At 50.1% G+C, this 15,321-nt stretch carries 15 protein-coding genes; 12 read left to right on the forward strand and 3 right to left on the reverse strand.

What is annotated here, in order from left to right; all coding sequences use genetic code 11:
- Positions 1-67: 67 nt before the first annotated feature.
- Positions 68-2,032, reverse strand: a complete 1,965-nt coding sequence (locus CF651_RS18605; RefSeq protein ID WP_094016361.1) for a DEAD/DEAH box helicase — start codon at positions 2,030-2,032, stop codon at positions 68-70.
- A gap of 309 nt (positions 2,033-2,341) precedes the next feature.
- Positions 2,342-3,031: a YhcN/YlaJ family sporulation lipoprotein gene (locus CF651_RS18610; protein ID WP_094016362.1), complete on the reverse strand. Its 690-nt coding sequence runs from the start codon at positions 3,029-3,031 to the stop codon at positions 2,342-2,344.
- Between the two features lie 304 nt (positions 3,032-3,335).
- Between CF651_RS18610 and coxB the strand changes: the two genes are divergently transcribed.
- The 10 genes from coxB to CF651_RS18660 all read left to right on the forward strand — a co-directional run bounded on the left by coxB (position 3,336) and on the right by CF651_RS18660 (position 11,585).
- Entirely contained in the window at positions 3,336-4,337 is a 1,002-nt protein-coding gene (coxB, locus tag CF651_RS18615) for a cytochrome c oxidase subunit II (RefSeq protein WP_094016363.1), read from the forward strand.
- A gap of 71 nt (positions 4,338-4,408) precedes the next feature.
- Positions 4,409-6,220: a cytochrome c oxidase subunit I gene (gene ctaD, locus CF651_RS18620; protein ID WP_179232878.1), complete on the forward strand. Its 1,812-nt coding sequence runs from the start codon at positions 4,409-4,411 to the stop codon at positions 6,218-6,220.
- Positions 6,217-6,837: a cytochrome (ubi)quinol oxidase subunit III gene (locus CF651_RS18625; RefSeq protein WP_094016365.1), complete on the forward strand. Its 621-nt coding sequence runs from the start codon at positions 6,217-6,219 to the stop codon at positions 6,835-6,837. Before ctaD ends, CF651_RS18625 begins: the two co-directional genes overlap by 4 nt.
- Positions 6,838-7,149, forward strand: a complete 312-nt coding sequence (locus CF651_RS18630) for a cytochrome C oxidase subunit IV family protein (RefSeq protein WP_094016366.1) — start codon at positions 6,838-6,840, stop codon at positions 7,147-7,149. It abuts the gene before it with no gap.
- A 104-nt stretch (positions 7,150-7,253) separates the two neighbouring features.
- Positions 7,254-8,144 (forward strand): cytochrome c oxidase assembly protein, encoded by an 891-nt coding sequence (locus CF651_RS18635; protein WP_245856029.1) that lies wholly within the window; start codon positions 7,254-7,256, stop codon positions 8,142-8,144.
- A 27-nt stretch (positions 8,145-8,171) separates the two neighbouring features.
- Entirely contained in the window at positions 8,172-8,627 is a 456-nt protein-coding gene (locus tag CF651_RS18640) for a DUF420 domain-containing protein (protein WP_094016367.1), read from the forward strand.
- Between the two features lie 89 nt (positions 8,628-8,716).
- Positions 8,717-8,938, forward strand: a complete 222-nt coding sequence (locus CF651_RS18645; RefSeq protein ID WP_094016368.1) for a hypothetical protein — start codon at positions 8,717-8,719, stop codon at positions 8,936-8,938.
- 75 nt (positions 8,939-9,013) lie between these two features.
- Entirely contained in the window at positions 9,014-9,421 is a 408-nt protein-coding gene (locus CF651_RS18650; RefSeq protein ID WP_094016369.1) for a VOC family protein, read from the forward strand.
- 146 nt (positions 9,422-9,567) lie between these two features.
- A complete protein-coding gene (locus CF651_RS18655; protein WP_094016370.1) occupies positions 9,568-10,239 on the forward strand; it encodes a response regulator transcription factor in 672 nt (223 codons plus the stop codon).
- Complete coding sequence (locus CF651_RS18660; RefSeq protein WP_094016371.1) at positions 10,239-11,585, forward strand: sensor histidine kinase; 1,347 nt, start codon at positions 10,239-10,241, stop codon at positions 11,583-11,585. The genes CF651_RS18655 and CF651_RS18660 overlap by 1 nt, the downstream gene beginning before the upstream one ends.
- A gap of 49 nt (positions 11,586-11,634) precedes the next feature.
- Here CF651_RS18660 and CF651_RS18665 read toward each other — a convergent pair whose 3' ends face one another.
- A complete protein-coding gene (locus CF651_RS18665) occupies positions 11,635-12,414 on the reverse strand; it encodes a C40 family peptidase (RefSeq protein ID WP_094016372.1) in 780 nt (259 codons plus the stop codon).
- Between the two features lie 211 nt (positions 12,415-12,625).
- Here CF651_RS18665 and CF651_RS18670 point away from each other — a divergent pair, with 211 nt between their 5' ends.
- Together CF651_RS18670 and CF651_RS18675 are read left to right on the forward strand one after the other, a co-directional pair.
- On the forward strand, positions 12,626-13,669 hold the full coding sequence (locus CF651_RS18670) for a peroxiredoxin family protein (RefSeq protein ID WP_179232872.1): 1,044 nt from the start codon (positions 12,626-12,628) through the stop codon (positions 13,667-13,669).
- 157 nt (positions 13,670-13,826) lie between these two features.
- Positions 13,827-15,230, forward strand: a complete 1,404-nt coding sequence (locus CF651_RS18675; protein ID WP_094016374.1) for an NAD-dependent malic enzyme — start codon at positions 13,827-13,829, stop codon at positions 15,228-15,230.
- Positions 15,231-15,321 lie beyond the last annotated feature (91 nt).

Below are 15,321 nucleotides of genomic sequence, written 5' to 3' on the forward strand. Positions count from 1 at the left end.
GGAAGGTAAAGGCTTTCACCGCTGAACCCTAACGTTATTTACCCTAATTTGGAAAAAAATAGCTGTCCTAACGCCCGCTTCTTCCGCCTCCGGCTGGCCTGCGCCCTGCACGCGGCTTGCCCGCAGCGCCGGTCGTCCGCCCGCCTTGATCGCGCTTGCCGGCGGTTGCGCCCGCAGCGCGTCCGCGTCCCGCGGCGGCCTGGCTGCGCCCGCGGCCTTGCGCGCTAGCGTCGCCGCGCCCCGAAGCGCCTCTGGCGCCGGCGCGTTCGTCCGCGCCCCAGCGCTGCTCGCCTCCGGCAGCGCGTCCGCGTCCCGCGGCGGCCTGGCTGCGCGTGCGCCCTTGGGCGCTAGCATCGCCGCGTGCCGCAGCACCTCTGGCGCCGGCGCGTTCGTCCGCGCCCCAGCGCTGCTCACCACCGGCAGCGCGTCCGCGTCCCGCGGCGGCCTGGCTGCGCGTGCGCCCTTGCGCGCTAGCGTCGCTGCGCCCCGAAGCACCTCTGGCACCGGCGCGTTCACCCGCGCCCCGGCGCTGCTCGTCGCCGCTGTATGCCGCTTTGCTGGTCCGGGCAATGCCTTGGAAACGGCCTCTAGCACCGGCTCTTTTCCCGCCGCCTTCTGCCAGCTCGCGTTCGCTGCGCTCCAATGCTTCGCTTTCTTCCGCCCGCTGATGCCATGCGCCTGCGATATCCTCCGAGCGTCCGCGTCCGCCTGCTAGCTTGCTGCTTGCTCCACGCCCGCTGCGTTCAAATCCGGCTGCGGCTTTGTCTCCCCGCTTGCTGCCTTGACGCTCGCGTGCGCCGGATCGCCCGCCTCTGCTTTCACCGCGTCCGCCCCGGGCGGAGCGTTCGCTGTCCCGGGTGGTGCTCATGTCCGCTCTCGATTCGCGCTTAGTTGGAGCAGGACTCAGCTCACCGTCCGCATTGGCGGTACGCCGCGGAAGCTGTTCGTTGATGCCGCGCTCGATGGCTTCAAGTGTGCCTTGATCCCGCTGGGCCACCATCGTTACCGCCATCCCGCGCTGTCCGGCACGGCCCGTACGGCCGATCCGATGAATATAGCTCTCGACATCATGAGGCATGTCGTAGTTGAATACATGCGTGATGCCTTCTACGTCAAGCCCGCGCGCCGCGATATCCGTTGCCACAAGCAACTGGATTTTGGCCTCTCTGAATCGCTTCATGACTTGCTCACGCTTGGCCTGGGTTAAATCGCCGTGCAGCTCATCGGAAGCGAAGCCGCGCTCCTGCAAAGCTTCGTTTAATTTGGAGGCGCGAATTTTAGTCCGGCAAAAAATCATCGCCAAGTAGGGCTTATATTCTTCAATTAACCGGATTAATGCTTCCTGCTTGCCGCGGTCCGTTGTTTTTACGGCAACCTGCTCAATTTCCTTCAGTGTCACCTGCTTGGATTTTACCTTGATTTCCTCCGGGGTTCTCATGTAGCTTTTGGCCAAGTTGCGGATCGGGCCCGGCATTGTCGCGGAGAACAGCAGCGTTTGTCTTTTCGGAGAGGTCTGAATAATGATTTCTTCGACTTCCTTGAGAAAACCCATGTGCAGCATTTGATCCGCTTCGTCGAGAACGAGGGTGGAAAGCCTTTGCAGCTGTACCGTTCCTCTGCGCAGATGATCCAGCAGACGGCCAGGTGTTGCGATAATCATATGTACCGTACCCTCGAGCTTTTTGAGCTGACGCTCAACGTCCTGCCCGCCGTAGGCTGCCAACACACCGACGCCTTTAAGCGGAGCCCATCTTTGTACCTCTCCGGCAATTTGAATCGCCAGTTCCCGGGTTGGTGTGACGATCAAGGCTTGCGTGTAGTTTTTTTTCAAATCGATGGTTTCCAAAATCGGAAGGACGAACGCCAGTGTTTTTCCTGTACCGGTCTGAGCCTGGGCGATGACGTCGCTTCCGGAGAGAACGACAGGAATGGCTTCTTGCTGAATGGGGGTTGGCTCTGTGTACCCTTGCTGCTGGAGTGCCTCCGACAGTACATCACTAATGCCGAGTGCGGCAAATGGTTTGGATTTCATTATAGATTGTCTCCTTATCTATGGGTTCATTCATTATTCGTCGAGAGCAACGGGTCAGACCTTGACATATGCCTTTGTCGGATGCTGCCGTCGAGTCAGGTACTGTATGGAAGAAGCTCATCATGGCTTGTAACGGACTCTTCATATAAAAATACCTTTGCTCTTTCTGCTGCTCACGCATCATAGTTGTACTACCTGCATTCTACAGGAAGGCCGAGGAAAAAGAAACCAGCATAAAAATCCCCTGCTTCGCTTCATATATATATGAAGCGATAGTCAGGGGCAATTGCGTTGCTTTTCAGAAAGTCCTTAATGGCTTTCCGATTGCGTAGGGACCGTTGGCTGCGTTCCGAAGATACTTTCGGATATGCTGTCAAACTCCGGCAAATAAGGCTTAAGGTCATTCCCGCTCCAAGCCAATTGGGCTAATCGGTTCATTACATTTATATAGATGCGATTTGCTGAGATATATACGTCCGCAACAGTAGGCTGCAGGGAACGGATCTTCTCGGCGATTTTTTGCTTGAATAGATGGGTAATTTGATCGTGATTCATGACCGTATCATAGGAATTGCTGCCTGTCGCCAGCTTTCTCGGATCCGCCGAATCGTTAAATGGAGTATAGGGGCTGTAGAGGCCGCGAACCGTCCCGGCGTTATTCGTTTCGTTCGGCGCGCTGTGGGTGCCGGTGGCTGTCTTGTCAATTGTAATAGCCACATAAGCAATGTTGTCTGCCAGCATAACAATCGCACTGTTCACGCCGTCCATAGCGGCCACTTGATCTGACAGAAACTGATTCATTTCCAGGTTGCTGTGTTTATGCGAGACAACGGCATATTGCTGCTGGGTCTGGTAGGCTCTGGATGTGTCCTGCCTAGGCTCGTCGCGTCGGCTCCCATAGTTATTCGCACTGTTGTAATCGTACCAGCTGAAGCATCCGCTCAGAATGATGAGAGAGCTTGTACATAAGATTGTCGTAATAAGTCGAAAATAGCTCATAGAAGCCTCCTTTTTAGTGAATCCAGATGCGTTATTTCAATAATAGGATTCATCAAATGGACGAAAATATGCATTGGTTCACCATCGTGTTTGGATGCATAAAAGTCCTGAATTATGGAAATAAAACAGAGAGACGAAGGAGAAAAAGCCCATGAAATCAAACAATTGAGAACAATTTGTGAACTTGTTAAGATTCATTGACAATTGTAGGGTGCGAATTTATAGTTAATATGGTGATTAGGTTCATTGACAATATATGACCTTTTGTTCGAAAAATATTTGCTTTAGAGGTGGGATTGATAAGATGAATCGATGGCAAAATCTGTGGCGTTACATCCCTCTGTTCGGGCTGATGATGCTGCTTCTGACAGGATGTGGAGACGAAACGATTTCCGCCTTGAAGCCCAGAGGACCGGTAGCCAGAGACCAACTGTTTCTGATGAAGCTTTCCTTGGGGATTATGGTCTTGGTTGTAATCGTTGTATTCGTTATCTACGTTTATGTATTGGTGCGCTTCCGGAAGAAAAAAGGCGACAAAGACATTATTCCGAAGCAAGTAGAAGGTTCGCACACACTGGAAATTATTTGGACGGTTATTCCTATTATCCTGTTGCTCATCCTGGCGGTTCCGACGGTGAGCTACACGGTTAAGCTTGCGGAGAATCATACGCAGGACAAGGATGCCATTCACGTGAAAGTAACGGCCCATCAATTCTGGTGGCAGTTTGAATATCCGGATTTGGGTATTGCTACGGCTCAGGACTTGGTCATTCCTACGAACAAAAAGATTGCTTTTGAATTGACCTCTGCCGATGTCCTTCACTCCTTCTGGGTTCCGTCCCTTGGCGGTAAACAGGATACGAACGTGGGTATGACGAACACGTTCTATTTGGAAGCGGATGAAGTGGATACGTTTAAAGGGAAATGTGCGGAGCTCTGTGGAGCATCTCATGCGTTGATGGACTTCAAAGTAGTGTCCAAATCCGAAGCGGATTTCAACGCGTGGGTCAATAAAATGAAAACCCCTGCAGCGATTCCTGCGGATGCGAAAAACGGTGAGCAAGTGTTTAAAGAAAATTGCTTGTCCTGTCATGCAGTGAACGCGCAAGGCCTTGGTTTTGGACCTAACTTGAACGGATTTGCTTCTCGTGAGCTTGTAGCAGGTATTTTACCTCACAACGATGACAGCATCAGACAGTGGGTCAAGGATCCTCAAGCCGTGAAACCGGGCAACAAAATGCCGCAGGTTCCTTTGAAGGATGACCAGATCAACGATGTAATCAAATACTTAAATTCATTGAAATAATGAACATCTTGGAACAAAGGAGGTAAAATACGTTGGCTCACTCACATAAAGCGAAGCATTACACCGGTTTAATGGATTGGCTCACAACCGTTGACCATAAAAAAATCGGTATTCTGTACTTAATCGCCGGGGGACTTTTCTTCCTCATGGGCGGTGTCGAAGCGATCCTGATTCGGATTCAGCTTTTGTATCCAGACAATAAGATTTTTATCGGCGATACGTTTAATGCATTAACGACAATGCACGGAACGACAATGATCTTCTTCGCTGCGATGCCGATCATCTTTGCATTTATGAATGCGGTCGTGCCGCTTCAGATTGGTGCTCGTGACGTAGCGTTTCCATTCGTGAATGCGCTTGGATTCTGGTTATTTTTCTTCGGTGGTGTCATGCTGAACACAAGCTGGTTCCTAGGCGGCGCACCGGCAGCGGGCTGGACGGCTTATGTACCGCTTGCGGGTATCGTTGATTCGACTAGCAGCTACCATGGCGTTGACTTCTACGTTTTGGGCTTGCAAATTGCAGGTTTGGGTACGCTGATCGGGGGGATTAACTTCCTCGTAACGATCATTAACATGCGTGCTCCGGGTATGACATATATGAGAATGCCGTTGTTTACGTGGACTGCATTCATCACGTCGGCCTTGATTCTGTTCGCTTTCCCGGCCATTACTGTAGGTTTGGTTGAATTGATGTTTGACCGCCTGTTCGGCGGCGCGTTCTTTGAAGTATCCAAGGGCGGTAACCCGGTGCTTTGGGAACATCTTTTCTGGATCTTCGGTCATCCCGAAGTATATATCTTGATTTTGCCGGCATTTGGTATTATCTCGGAGATTGTAAGTACATTCTCGAAAAAGCGTTTGTTCGGTTACAGCTCGATGGTATTCGCTACAGCGCTGATCGGTTTCTTGGGCTTCATGGTTTGGGTCCATCATATGTTTACAACAGGTATCGGTCCTGTAGGTAATGCGATTTTCGCAGTTGCGACGATGGCTATTGCGATTCCGACAGGGGTTAAAATCTTTAACTGGCTGTTTACGCTTTGGGGCGGTCAAATTACGTTCTCCACTGCAAACATTTTTGCAACAGCGTTCATTCCGACGTTCGTTATGGGTGGTACGACAGGGGTTATGCTGGCGGTACCTGCAGCTGACTTCCAATACCATGATACTTACTTCGTTGTAGCGCATTTCCACTACGTTATCGTAGGGGGCTTGGTGCTTGGTTTGTTCGCCGGTGCATACTACTGGTGGCCAAAAATGTTCGGCCGCTTGCTGAACGAAACTTTGGGTAAAATTCATTTCTGGACGTTCTTTATCGGCTTCCACCTGACATTCTTCCCTCAGCACTTCTTGGGTCTGATGGGGATGCCTCGCCGCGTATTTACATATCAACCTGGCGTTGGTTTGGAAGAAGGTAACTTTATCTCGACGATCGGTGCATTCCTGATGGGTATCGGTATGATCGTGTTCTTGATTAATATCATTGCAACATCCCGCTTGCCGCAAAATGCTCCAGCCGACCCATGGGACGGACGTACATTGGAGTGGGCGATTCCTTCGCCTCCGCCGGAGTATAACTTCAAGCAAACTCCATTGGTTCGCGGTTTGGATCCATTGTGGAAAGAGAAAATGGCAGGTAATAAAGAGATGACGCCAGCAGAACCGATCGGTTCGATTCACATGCCGTCACCTTCCATCTTGCCGCTAATCTTCTCCATCGGTTTCTTTATTGCAGGCTTTGGTTTTATGTATCACACGTACTCGGTATCGGCCGTAGGTATGGGGATTATGCTTTTGACGATGTTCCTGAGATCTGTATACGACGATCACGGGTATCATATTGAACCTGAAGAGTTGAACGATAAGGGGGTAAAGGCATGAGTGCACATCACGAAGTAGGCGGTGCCCTGCCACCTCACGCAGAAACTGCGACCTTAGAAGGTAAAAATAAAGTTATGGGCTTCTGGCTCTTCCTTGGTGGAGAGTGCGTATTGTTCGGTACGTTGTTCGCTACGTTTATCGCGCTGCGCAACCAAGTACCGGATGGTCCAACAGGTCAAGAAATTTTCCAACTGGGTACAGTAGCTCTGTCAACATTCATCCTGTTGACGAGCTCCTTGACCAGTGTTTTCGGTACGATGGCTTTACACCGCGGCAAGCTGAATCAGCTGCTTATGTGGATGACAATCACGATCCTGCTCGGTCTTGCTTTCTTGGGTCTTGAGATTTATGAGTTTAAAGAGTATGTCCACGAAGGTCATGTGTTCTCGAAGAGTGCATTCGCCACTTCCTTCTATACGTTAGTTGGGTTCCACGGAGCTCACGTAGCGTTCGGGGTATTATGGATTGCTCTGTTGATTATCTCTTCCTTTAAGAAAGGACTTACGGTCGTTACGGCGCCTAAGTTCTACGTAGCCGGCTTGTACTGGCACTTTATCGACGTTGTGTGGGTATTTATCTTCACCGTAGTTTACTTATTGGGGAAGGTGGGACCGTAAATGAGCAGTCATCAACACACTTCTTCGGGTGAACGACACAGGCTCGAAGGCCCAAGGAACCATTACTTGTCGTATATCATCTCGATACTACTGACAATTCTTGCTTTCGCAGCGGTATTGTACGGCGGGCTCGATAAATCGTTCTTAATCATCTTTTTGGTAGGGCTCGGAATTGTTCAGGCCGTTTTCCAGTTAGCTTTTTGGATGCACATGAAAGACAGAGGTCACCTGTTTCCAATCATTGGTCTGGCTTTTGGAGCATTCATTGCTTTGACAGCTGTAATTATGGCAGTATATTGGGTTTGGTGGTAATAGGAACAAGGAGGCGGCTTTTAGCAATGAAAGCCCCTCTTTTTCTTTACCCTCAGATTCAGGTGGATGCATGAAAGGGCGCATCAAGAAAGGAGAGGTTATACATGAATTCAGAGCCAATGGGGCACATGGGCCATTCGGCAGCAACCGGAACGGCAGGCTTTGCAGAGCTATGGAGTCCTGCAACGCTGGTTGTGCTGATTATTATCGCGTGGTTGTATGGGATGGCTGTTCGTAAATGGCGACATCGAATAGCCGATTCAGAACCGGTTAAGCTGAAGCATGAGTTGTATTTTTATACAGGACTGCTTTTATATTATATTGCAGAGGGGAGTCCGCTCAGTTATTACGGACACCACTTTAGTTTCAGCGCCCATATGCTGCAGCAGTCGATTTTATATCTGATTATGCCTTCGTTGATTCTGCTTGGAATACCAGGTTGGTTGCTCCGTCCCTTGTTCAGAAATAAAGCGATGCACAATCTAATGAAATTCGTAACTTCCCCGTTGGTTTCGCTGTTCACGTTTAACATGGTATTCTCCTTTTATCATATCCCGATTATTATGGATACCTTGATGGCGAACGAGCTGCTGCATCATGTGTATAATACCGTGTTTCTGCTGGCCGCGTTTCAAATGTGGTTTCCCGTGTTCACTCCGCTGCCGGAATACAACAAGATGTCCGAGCTGTGGAAAATGGCTTATATTTTTATTAATGGTGTTTTGCTTACGCCGGCCTGTGCGCTCATTATTTTCGCAGGTGAGCCGATGTACGCTTCTTACGAAAATGTGTCGGAGCAATTTTTGTTCATGTCCGTCTTGAATGACCAGCAGCTGGGCGGCGTCATCATGAAAATTGTACAAGAGATTGTGTATGGTATCGCATTGGCGTATACCTTCTTCCGCTGGTACCGCACAGAGCGTAAAAAGGATGAGGAAGAGGATTTGCTGATGGAGAGCTATTCCCGGTCTCAGGGGAATCCGAATCAGGCGTAATCTATTATCGATGAGGTGGGGCGAAGAATGCATATTTTACCTACGATCAGCACGAGCTTCATAGTTATCAGTGCTATCTTTGTAGCCTTCGGCTGGTACTATATTGCGAAAGGAAACCGGGAAACGCATCAGAAGCTGATGCTGTGGGGCGCTGCGTTTGCTCTTGCTTTCTTCCTGATATACGCATCCCGGACCGTATTTGTAGGGAATACCAGCTTTGGCGGCCCGGAGCATTTAAAGCTGCCGTACCATTTGTTTTTGTTTTTCCATATTACATTGGCTACCATCGGCGGTGTATTCGGGATTGTTACACTCCTGCACGCATTCAATAAACGATTTGCCAAGCATAAGAAAATCGGCCGTTGGACGGCAGTCATTTGGCTGCTAACCGCTCCAACCGGTGTGGCTGTGTACATTTTGCTGTATGTGATGTACCCGGGCGGCGATACGAAGCCTATGATCGATGCCATATTAGGCTTATAGACTTTCAAACAATGAACAGATCTCGCTGATGGCGGGATCTGTTTTTAATAGCGGCATAGATAAGCAGTTCTTACTTCAGGAGGGATAGAATGGAGCATTATCAAACATTGATTGGTGTCGTTGTAGAGAAGCTGGACCAAACCTACAAAGATTTGAAGTTTAACTACCAGGGATTGAATGGTGTGCTCCAGCAGCATAGCGAAGAGGAGATCAAGCAGACGCCGGAGTTAACGACAATTCAAGATTTACGTGATGCGTATGATGAAATGATCCGATGTGCAGAAAAGCTGTTTCCGGGTATAAAAGAATAGATTGAGCAGAAAACTTACGATAGGACTTGCCGAATATCCATTCGCTCATCGTTCAAATATCAAGGAGGAGCAGCCATGAAACTGACACCCTATCTCATGTTTCAAGGAAACGCCGAGGAGGCGATGCATTATTATGCGCATGCGCTTGGCGGAGAAATTGAAATGATTCAGAGATATATCGATGGCAAAGGGATGACAATCCCGGAGCATTACGCGAATAAAGTGCTTCACGGCCGTTTAAAGGCGGGAACGTTGGCTTTTTATTTCTCCGATACGTTCCCGGGACAACAGGTCACCCGAGGCGACCAAGTCAGTCTGACGATTGAATTCGACTCTGAGGAACGAACGGATCAAGTGTACGAAATCCTCAAGGTCGGAGCCGAGGTGAGAATGCCTCTACAGCAAACTTTCTGGGGGGCCAAATACGCGAAGCTGATCGATCGTTATGGGATACAGTGGGATTTGAACTATCATTATAGTTAATAAAGGGACCTTAGGCCTTGTGAATGGCGCTAAGGTCTTTTTCCATTCTCCCAATGGTAAACTTACCCATCAGTTCATATTGCGTTCATTTTTGCAGGGTATACTAGGGGAAATAAACCGTAGAGTAGCAAGGAGTGCGCCTGGGGATGCCAAATATATTGGTTGTCGATGATGATCGGCATATTGTGGAACTGATCACATTGTTTTTGAAAAGGGAAGGATTCGACACGATCGAAGCTGCGAATGGGAAGGAAGCTTTGGTAAGGTTGGAATCCCATAAAATAGATTTGGTCATATTAGATATTATGATGCCTGAGATGGATGGCTGGGATTTGTGTCATGAGGTGAAAAGCCAGTATGACATCCCTGTGCTGATGGTGACGGCCAAAGGGGAGACGGGCCAGAAGGTGAAAGGATTTCAGCTGGGAACAGATGATTATTTGGTCAAGCCCTTTGATCCGATCGAATTGGTTGTCCGGGTTCGGGCGCTGCTGAAGCGTTATAAAATTTCGTCCTCCCATATTGTACAAATCGGAACGGTCCTGATGGATCAATCGTCACATGAGACGAGAATGGGTGAGGAGACCATCAATTTACCGCTAAAAGAGTTCGAGCTGCTGTTTAAGCTTGCTAATTATCCGGGACAAATATTTACAAGGGAGCAGCTGATCGATCAAATATGGGGGATCGGCTATGAAGGAGACGAACGGACGGTAGACGTACATATTAAAAGGCTAAGAGAAAGGTTTCAGGAAGACCGGGCCGGCTTTAAAATTAGCACGATCCGCGGCTTAGGCTATCGTATAGAGGTGACTTGATGTTCAAATCGCTGTACACTCGAGTGGTGATGGCATTTATCGCGGCAGTGGCTATTGGACTGATAGCGGCATTCATCCTGACGAGCCGCTTTTTTGAGCAGCAGTTTCAACAATGGATGGAGCAGGATACCATCAGCACTGCAGGTGATATTGCAGCCTTATTAGAGCAGACGGCGCCGGATCGTTGGAAGGAGACTGTAGAGCTGATGGAGCATATGAAATCGTATTCCATCAGTGTATATGACAGTCCAATCCATCTCGCCGCGGGCAGGGATGTCTCTGACCGATTGACAGCAGAAGAGGTACAAAGAGTGATGCTGGGAAATACAATGGCGATTGGGCCGAGAACGCCGGCCTCCTGGATCTATGGCCTGCCAATTGAGCAGCGAAATCAGACCTTTGCCGTATTTATTCGACCGACGTATCCGCTAAAGGCAGTCGATTTCCGAAAGGCACTTAATCTTCATGTGCTCACTGTGCTGGTAGTGGGAGGCTTGTTTATGCTGCTGGTTGCCAGCTATTTGGTGAAGCCGCTGAATAGGCTGACTTTAGCCACTCGGAGGCTGGCCAAAGGGGATTTTGACGTAGAGATGAAGCTGAATCGGACGGATGAAATTGGTGTGCTGTCGAAGAGCTTCGATGAGATGACCTACGAGCTCCGCCGTCTGGAGCAGATGCGGCAGGACTTTGTTTCGAATGTTTCCCATGAAATCCAGACCCCGTTGACTTCGATTATCGGGTTCACCAAAGCGCTGCGTACGGACGAGATGACGGAGAGCGACCGCTTATACTATTTGGACATCATTCAATCGGAGAGTGAGCGGATTTCGAGGCTAAGCGATAATCTGCTTCGGCTGGCATCGTTGGAATCCGAGCATCACCCGTTTCATAAAACAGCGTACAGGCTGGACGAGCAAATAAGGCGGATTATCGTGGTATGCGAGCCGGTGTGGAGCTTAAAGCAGCTGCAAATTGATCTGGACCTCCCCAAAACGACGATCTCGGCTGACCGCGATTTGTTGAGTCAAGTGTGGATGAACCTGCTGGGCAACAGTATTAAATTTACACCGGACGGAGGCAGAATACAGATCCGGATCGAGGCTGAGCTGAGCCGGGTCAAAGTGGTCATTACCGACACCGGTATCGGTATTCCTGACCGGGAGCAGTCTATGGTCTTTCATCAATTTTATAAAGGGGATCCCTCCCGGTCCGACAGTAATGGAGGAAGCGGTTTGGGTCTGGCCATCGTGAAAAAAATCGTTTCCCTTCACCAAGGGATGGTTGAAGTGGATAGCAAGGTCGGAGAAGGGACGAGCATGACCGTCATGTTACCGAGCCTGCCCTGAAAAAATAAAAGCCCAAGACCGTCATATACGGTGCTTGGGCTTGCTGCGATTATTTTAGTGCGCTGCCGCCAAAAATAAACCGGTATTCCCAGTGTCTACCCTCAATACTATCGATACGTACGCCACCGGATTCCTTGGAGTACGTGCCGAGAATTTTGCCGTCTCCTAAATAAATGGCGACATGGGTAATACGCTGCCCGGACGTATCCTTCGGATAGGCCGATTTGCTGGTACCTTTATAATCCATAAAGAACATCAGATCGCCCGGCTTCAATTTATGCCAATCCGTTGTGGTATTGCCGAACTTTTTCACATAATCGCCCTGCCCGCGGGAATCGCTGGGAAGAGTGATGCCTGCACCATCCTTAAATGCTTGGCGTACGAAGTCGGAGCAGTCGAATGTTTTCGTATTGGAACGGTCAGAGCCGTATTCGTACGGGGTACCGAGATATTTTTTACCTGCATTAATAATTTTGTTGCGAAGAGCGGTGCTGTCCGATACGCTGCCCGAGCCTCCGCTGCTTCCACCCGTACTACCGCTGCCTGACGAGTCGACCTTGATATATTTAGCGCTTGAGGATACATAGCCTGTCTGGCCCTTGGCATCGCGAACCTTGTACCAATAAGCATTAACCTTGGAAATCAAATCAACACTTTCACCCTTCTTCAAATAACGGATGACATTCGAAGAGGTGGAAGCCTTCTCCCTGAAGCTGACCGTGCTGACAATTTCGGCTTCAGAGGCAGCCTGAGCTGAGGTTGGAACCGAGTAGCCGATTCCGGCCGTAAGTGTTGTGGCAAGTAGTAGTGCGGCAAGTTGTTTCTTCATCGTCGTTGATTACCTCCAGTTGTTCTATGATGTAGTGTTCAAACCTTATATGTAAACGCTTCGCTGTCAAAGAACAGCTTGGCCAAGGCTTGCCTGAACGGCATGATGAGTTGGAGAGAAATTCACAATGTCTGGGGAAGCTTAACAAGTTGACATGATCCCGTCCTCCGGCCACAATGAGAATAGTGAATTGCGTAAGGAGGCACGGAAAGTGGATGTATGGACAATAGGCCCGCTAGTGTTGCAAAAACAGATGTTGATGATAGCGGCAGCTGTGGCCGTTGGTTATGTGGCAATGAGATGGCGGTTACGCTCAACGAATGCCGAAGAGAAGCCGGCGGATCGTTTTTTTGAAGTGCTGCTTCTTTGGTTAGCCGTATGGAAGCTGAGCGTATGGGTATTTCATCCCCAGACCGGTTTGGATAGCCCTTGGTCTCTGCTGTATTTCAGCGGTGGAACCGAAGGTGCATGGTTAGCTTCATTTGCCGCTGCTGCTTATGTATGGTTAAGGGACCAAAAATCGCCAAGCTTCCCTATAAATATAGATTCGTGGCTTGTCTCGATTTTGGTGGGGTACACCAGTTATCGGATTTTTGAGCTCTTTTTTTCAGAGGTAAATACTGCCACGACAGGGCTGATAGCGGCTGCTGGAGCAGCTGCGGCAGGGATTCTTCTGAGGAAGCGTCCGCCACTGGAGCTGAGGAGAATGCCGACCTTTGTTCTGGCCTTCGTTGTCGTGCACGTGCTAATCAGCACCGTTGCGGTCAACACGTGGGAGAAAGCCGGATGGGGCGGTGGTCAAGCAATGGACCAAGCCGGACAGCAGACGGGAATCGGGCTCGGGCAGGTGGCCCCGGATTTTGAACTGTTAACTTTGCAGGGGCAGCCCGTTAAGCTGTCGGATTTTCGCGGGAAAAAGGTTGTGCTGAATTTTTGGGCGACCTGGTGCCCTCCTTGCCGGGTTGAGATGCCGCATATGCAGCGGTTTTACAGTGAGTATAAGGATAACAATGTCGTGATCTTGTCGGTGGACGCGACGCATACGGAGGCAAGTAAAATTCCGGTACAAGCCTTCGTTGATTACTGGGGCTTAACGTTCCCGGTTGTTCTGGATACGACGGGAGATATCGGCAAAACGTATCAGGTTACGGCTTATCCCGCCACTTACGTCATAGATGAGCAGGGTAAGATTCGTAAAAAGCATCCTGGCGCCATGGACCAGGCGATGCTGGAAAAGGCCGTAAAATCATTCTAGCTCCTGCAGCCCATCCCTCCTGTGGACATTCTACGTCCCATTAAAGCGGCGCATCATCGCATTGCTCGAAGCAAATCAAGCGTGATATGATAGCTCCGATACATAATGATGCATTTTTATACATGAATTTGTATATTTTGCGGTGGAGGGGATCGTTTTGGCCAATACGAGTATCATTCTAAGGGTAGAGCTGGCTCATGATCAGGTGACATTTGGAGATGTAGCCTCGGTGATCAGCCAAGCTGGAGGTGACGTCACTTCCATTGACGTCATCCGGGTAGGTAAGGAATCATCGGTACGGGACATCACGGTGGATGTCCAGGATTCGGTAGAAGCCCAGGTCGTGGATGCGATAAAAGCGCTGAAGGGGATTACGCTAATTAACGTGTCCGATCGAACCTTTCTGGCCCACTTGGGGGGCAAAATATCCGTGCAGCCGAGCATGCCGATCAAAAATCGAGACGATTTATCCCGGGTGTACACACCGGGCGTTGCACGGGTTTGTACTGCCATTCATGAGAACCCGAAGAAAGCGTATTCGCTGACGATCAAACGAAATACGGTCGCTGTCGTAACGGATGGTACAGCGGTATTGGGTCTAGGGGATATCGGTCCACAGGCTGCGGCGCCGGTCATGGAAGGGAAAGCGATGCTGTTTAAGCAGCTTGCCGATGTGGACGCCTTTCCGATCTGCCTGGATACGACGGATACGGAAGAAATCATCCGTACAGTCAAGGCGATCAGCCCGGTATTCGGCGGCATTAATCTGGAGGACATCAGCTCTCCGCGCTGCTTTGAGATCGAAGCGAGGCTGGAGGAGGAGCTGGACATCCCTGTGTTCCACGACGATCAGCACGGCACGGCCGTGGTCATGATGGCAGGGATTCTGAATGCCTTGAAGGTAGTAGACAAGCCGATCGATTCGATTCGTGTTGTTGTCAACGGCATTGGCGCAGCGGGGGTATCCGTATGTAAAATGCTGCTGGCGGCCGGCGTGCAGCGGTTGGTGCCGGTGGACAGGGATGGTGCCATTGTACGGGGGGGTTCCTATGATCAGCCGATGTGGCAGTGGCTTGCGGAGCAGCCGCAGGTTGAGGCGGTACCGGGAGGCTTGGATCAGCTGATCGCGGGAGCCGATGTGTTTATCGGTGTATCGCGTGCAGGGCTGTTGAAGGTAGAGCATGTGAAGGCGATGGCCAAAGATCCGATTGTTTTCGCGCTGGCGAACCCGCAGCCGGAGATTGATCCGGAGCTGGCAGCTCCTTATGTTCGAGTCATGGCAACAGGGCGGAGTGACTACCCGAACCAGATTAACAACGTGCTGTGCTTCCCCGGCATTTTCCGCGGGGCACTTGATTGCAGAGCGCACCGGATCAACGAGGCGATGAAGCTTGCGGCAGCCCGGGCCATCGCATCTGTCGTGTCGGAAGAGGAGCTGAACGAGCTCTATATCATACCGAGTATTTTCAATGATCATGTGGTGCAAAATGTGCGTCATGCCGTTATTGAAGCGGCCATCAAGACGGGTGTCGCAAACCGGATTCCGCCTGATTTCAGATAAATAATAAGCGAAAGAGGTCATCCTTCGAAGGATGACCTCTTTTTAGTATATAAATTATTAGGACGCTTAAGCTTTTGCTATGCCACATCCA

Source organism: Paenibacillus rigui (assembly GCF_002234615.1).
GTDB classification, from domain to species: Bacteria; Bacillota; Bacilli; order Paenibacillales; family NBRC-103111; genus Paenibacillus_S; species Paenibacillus_S rigui.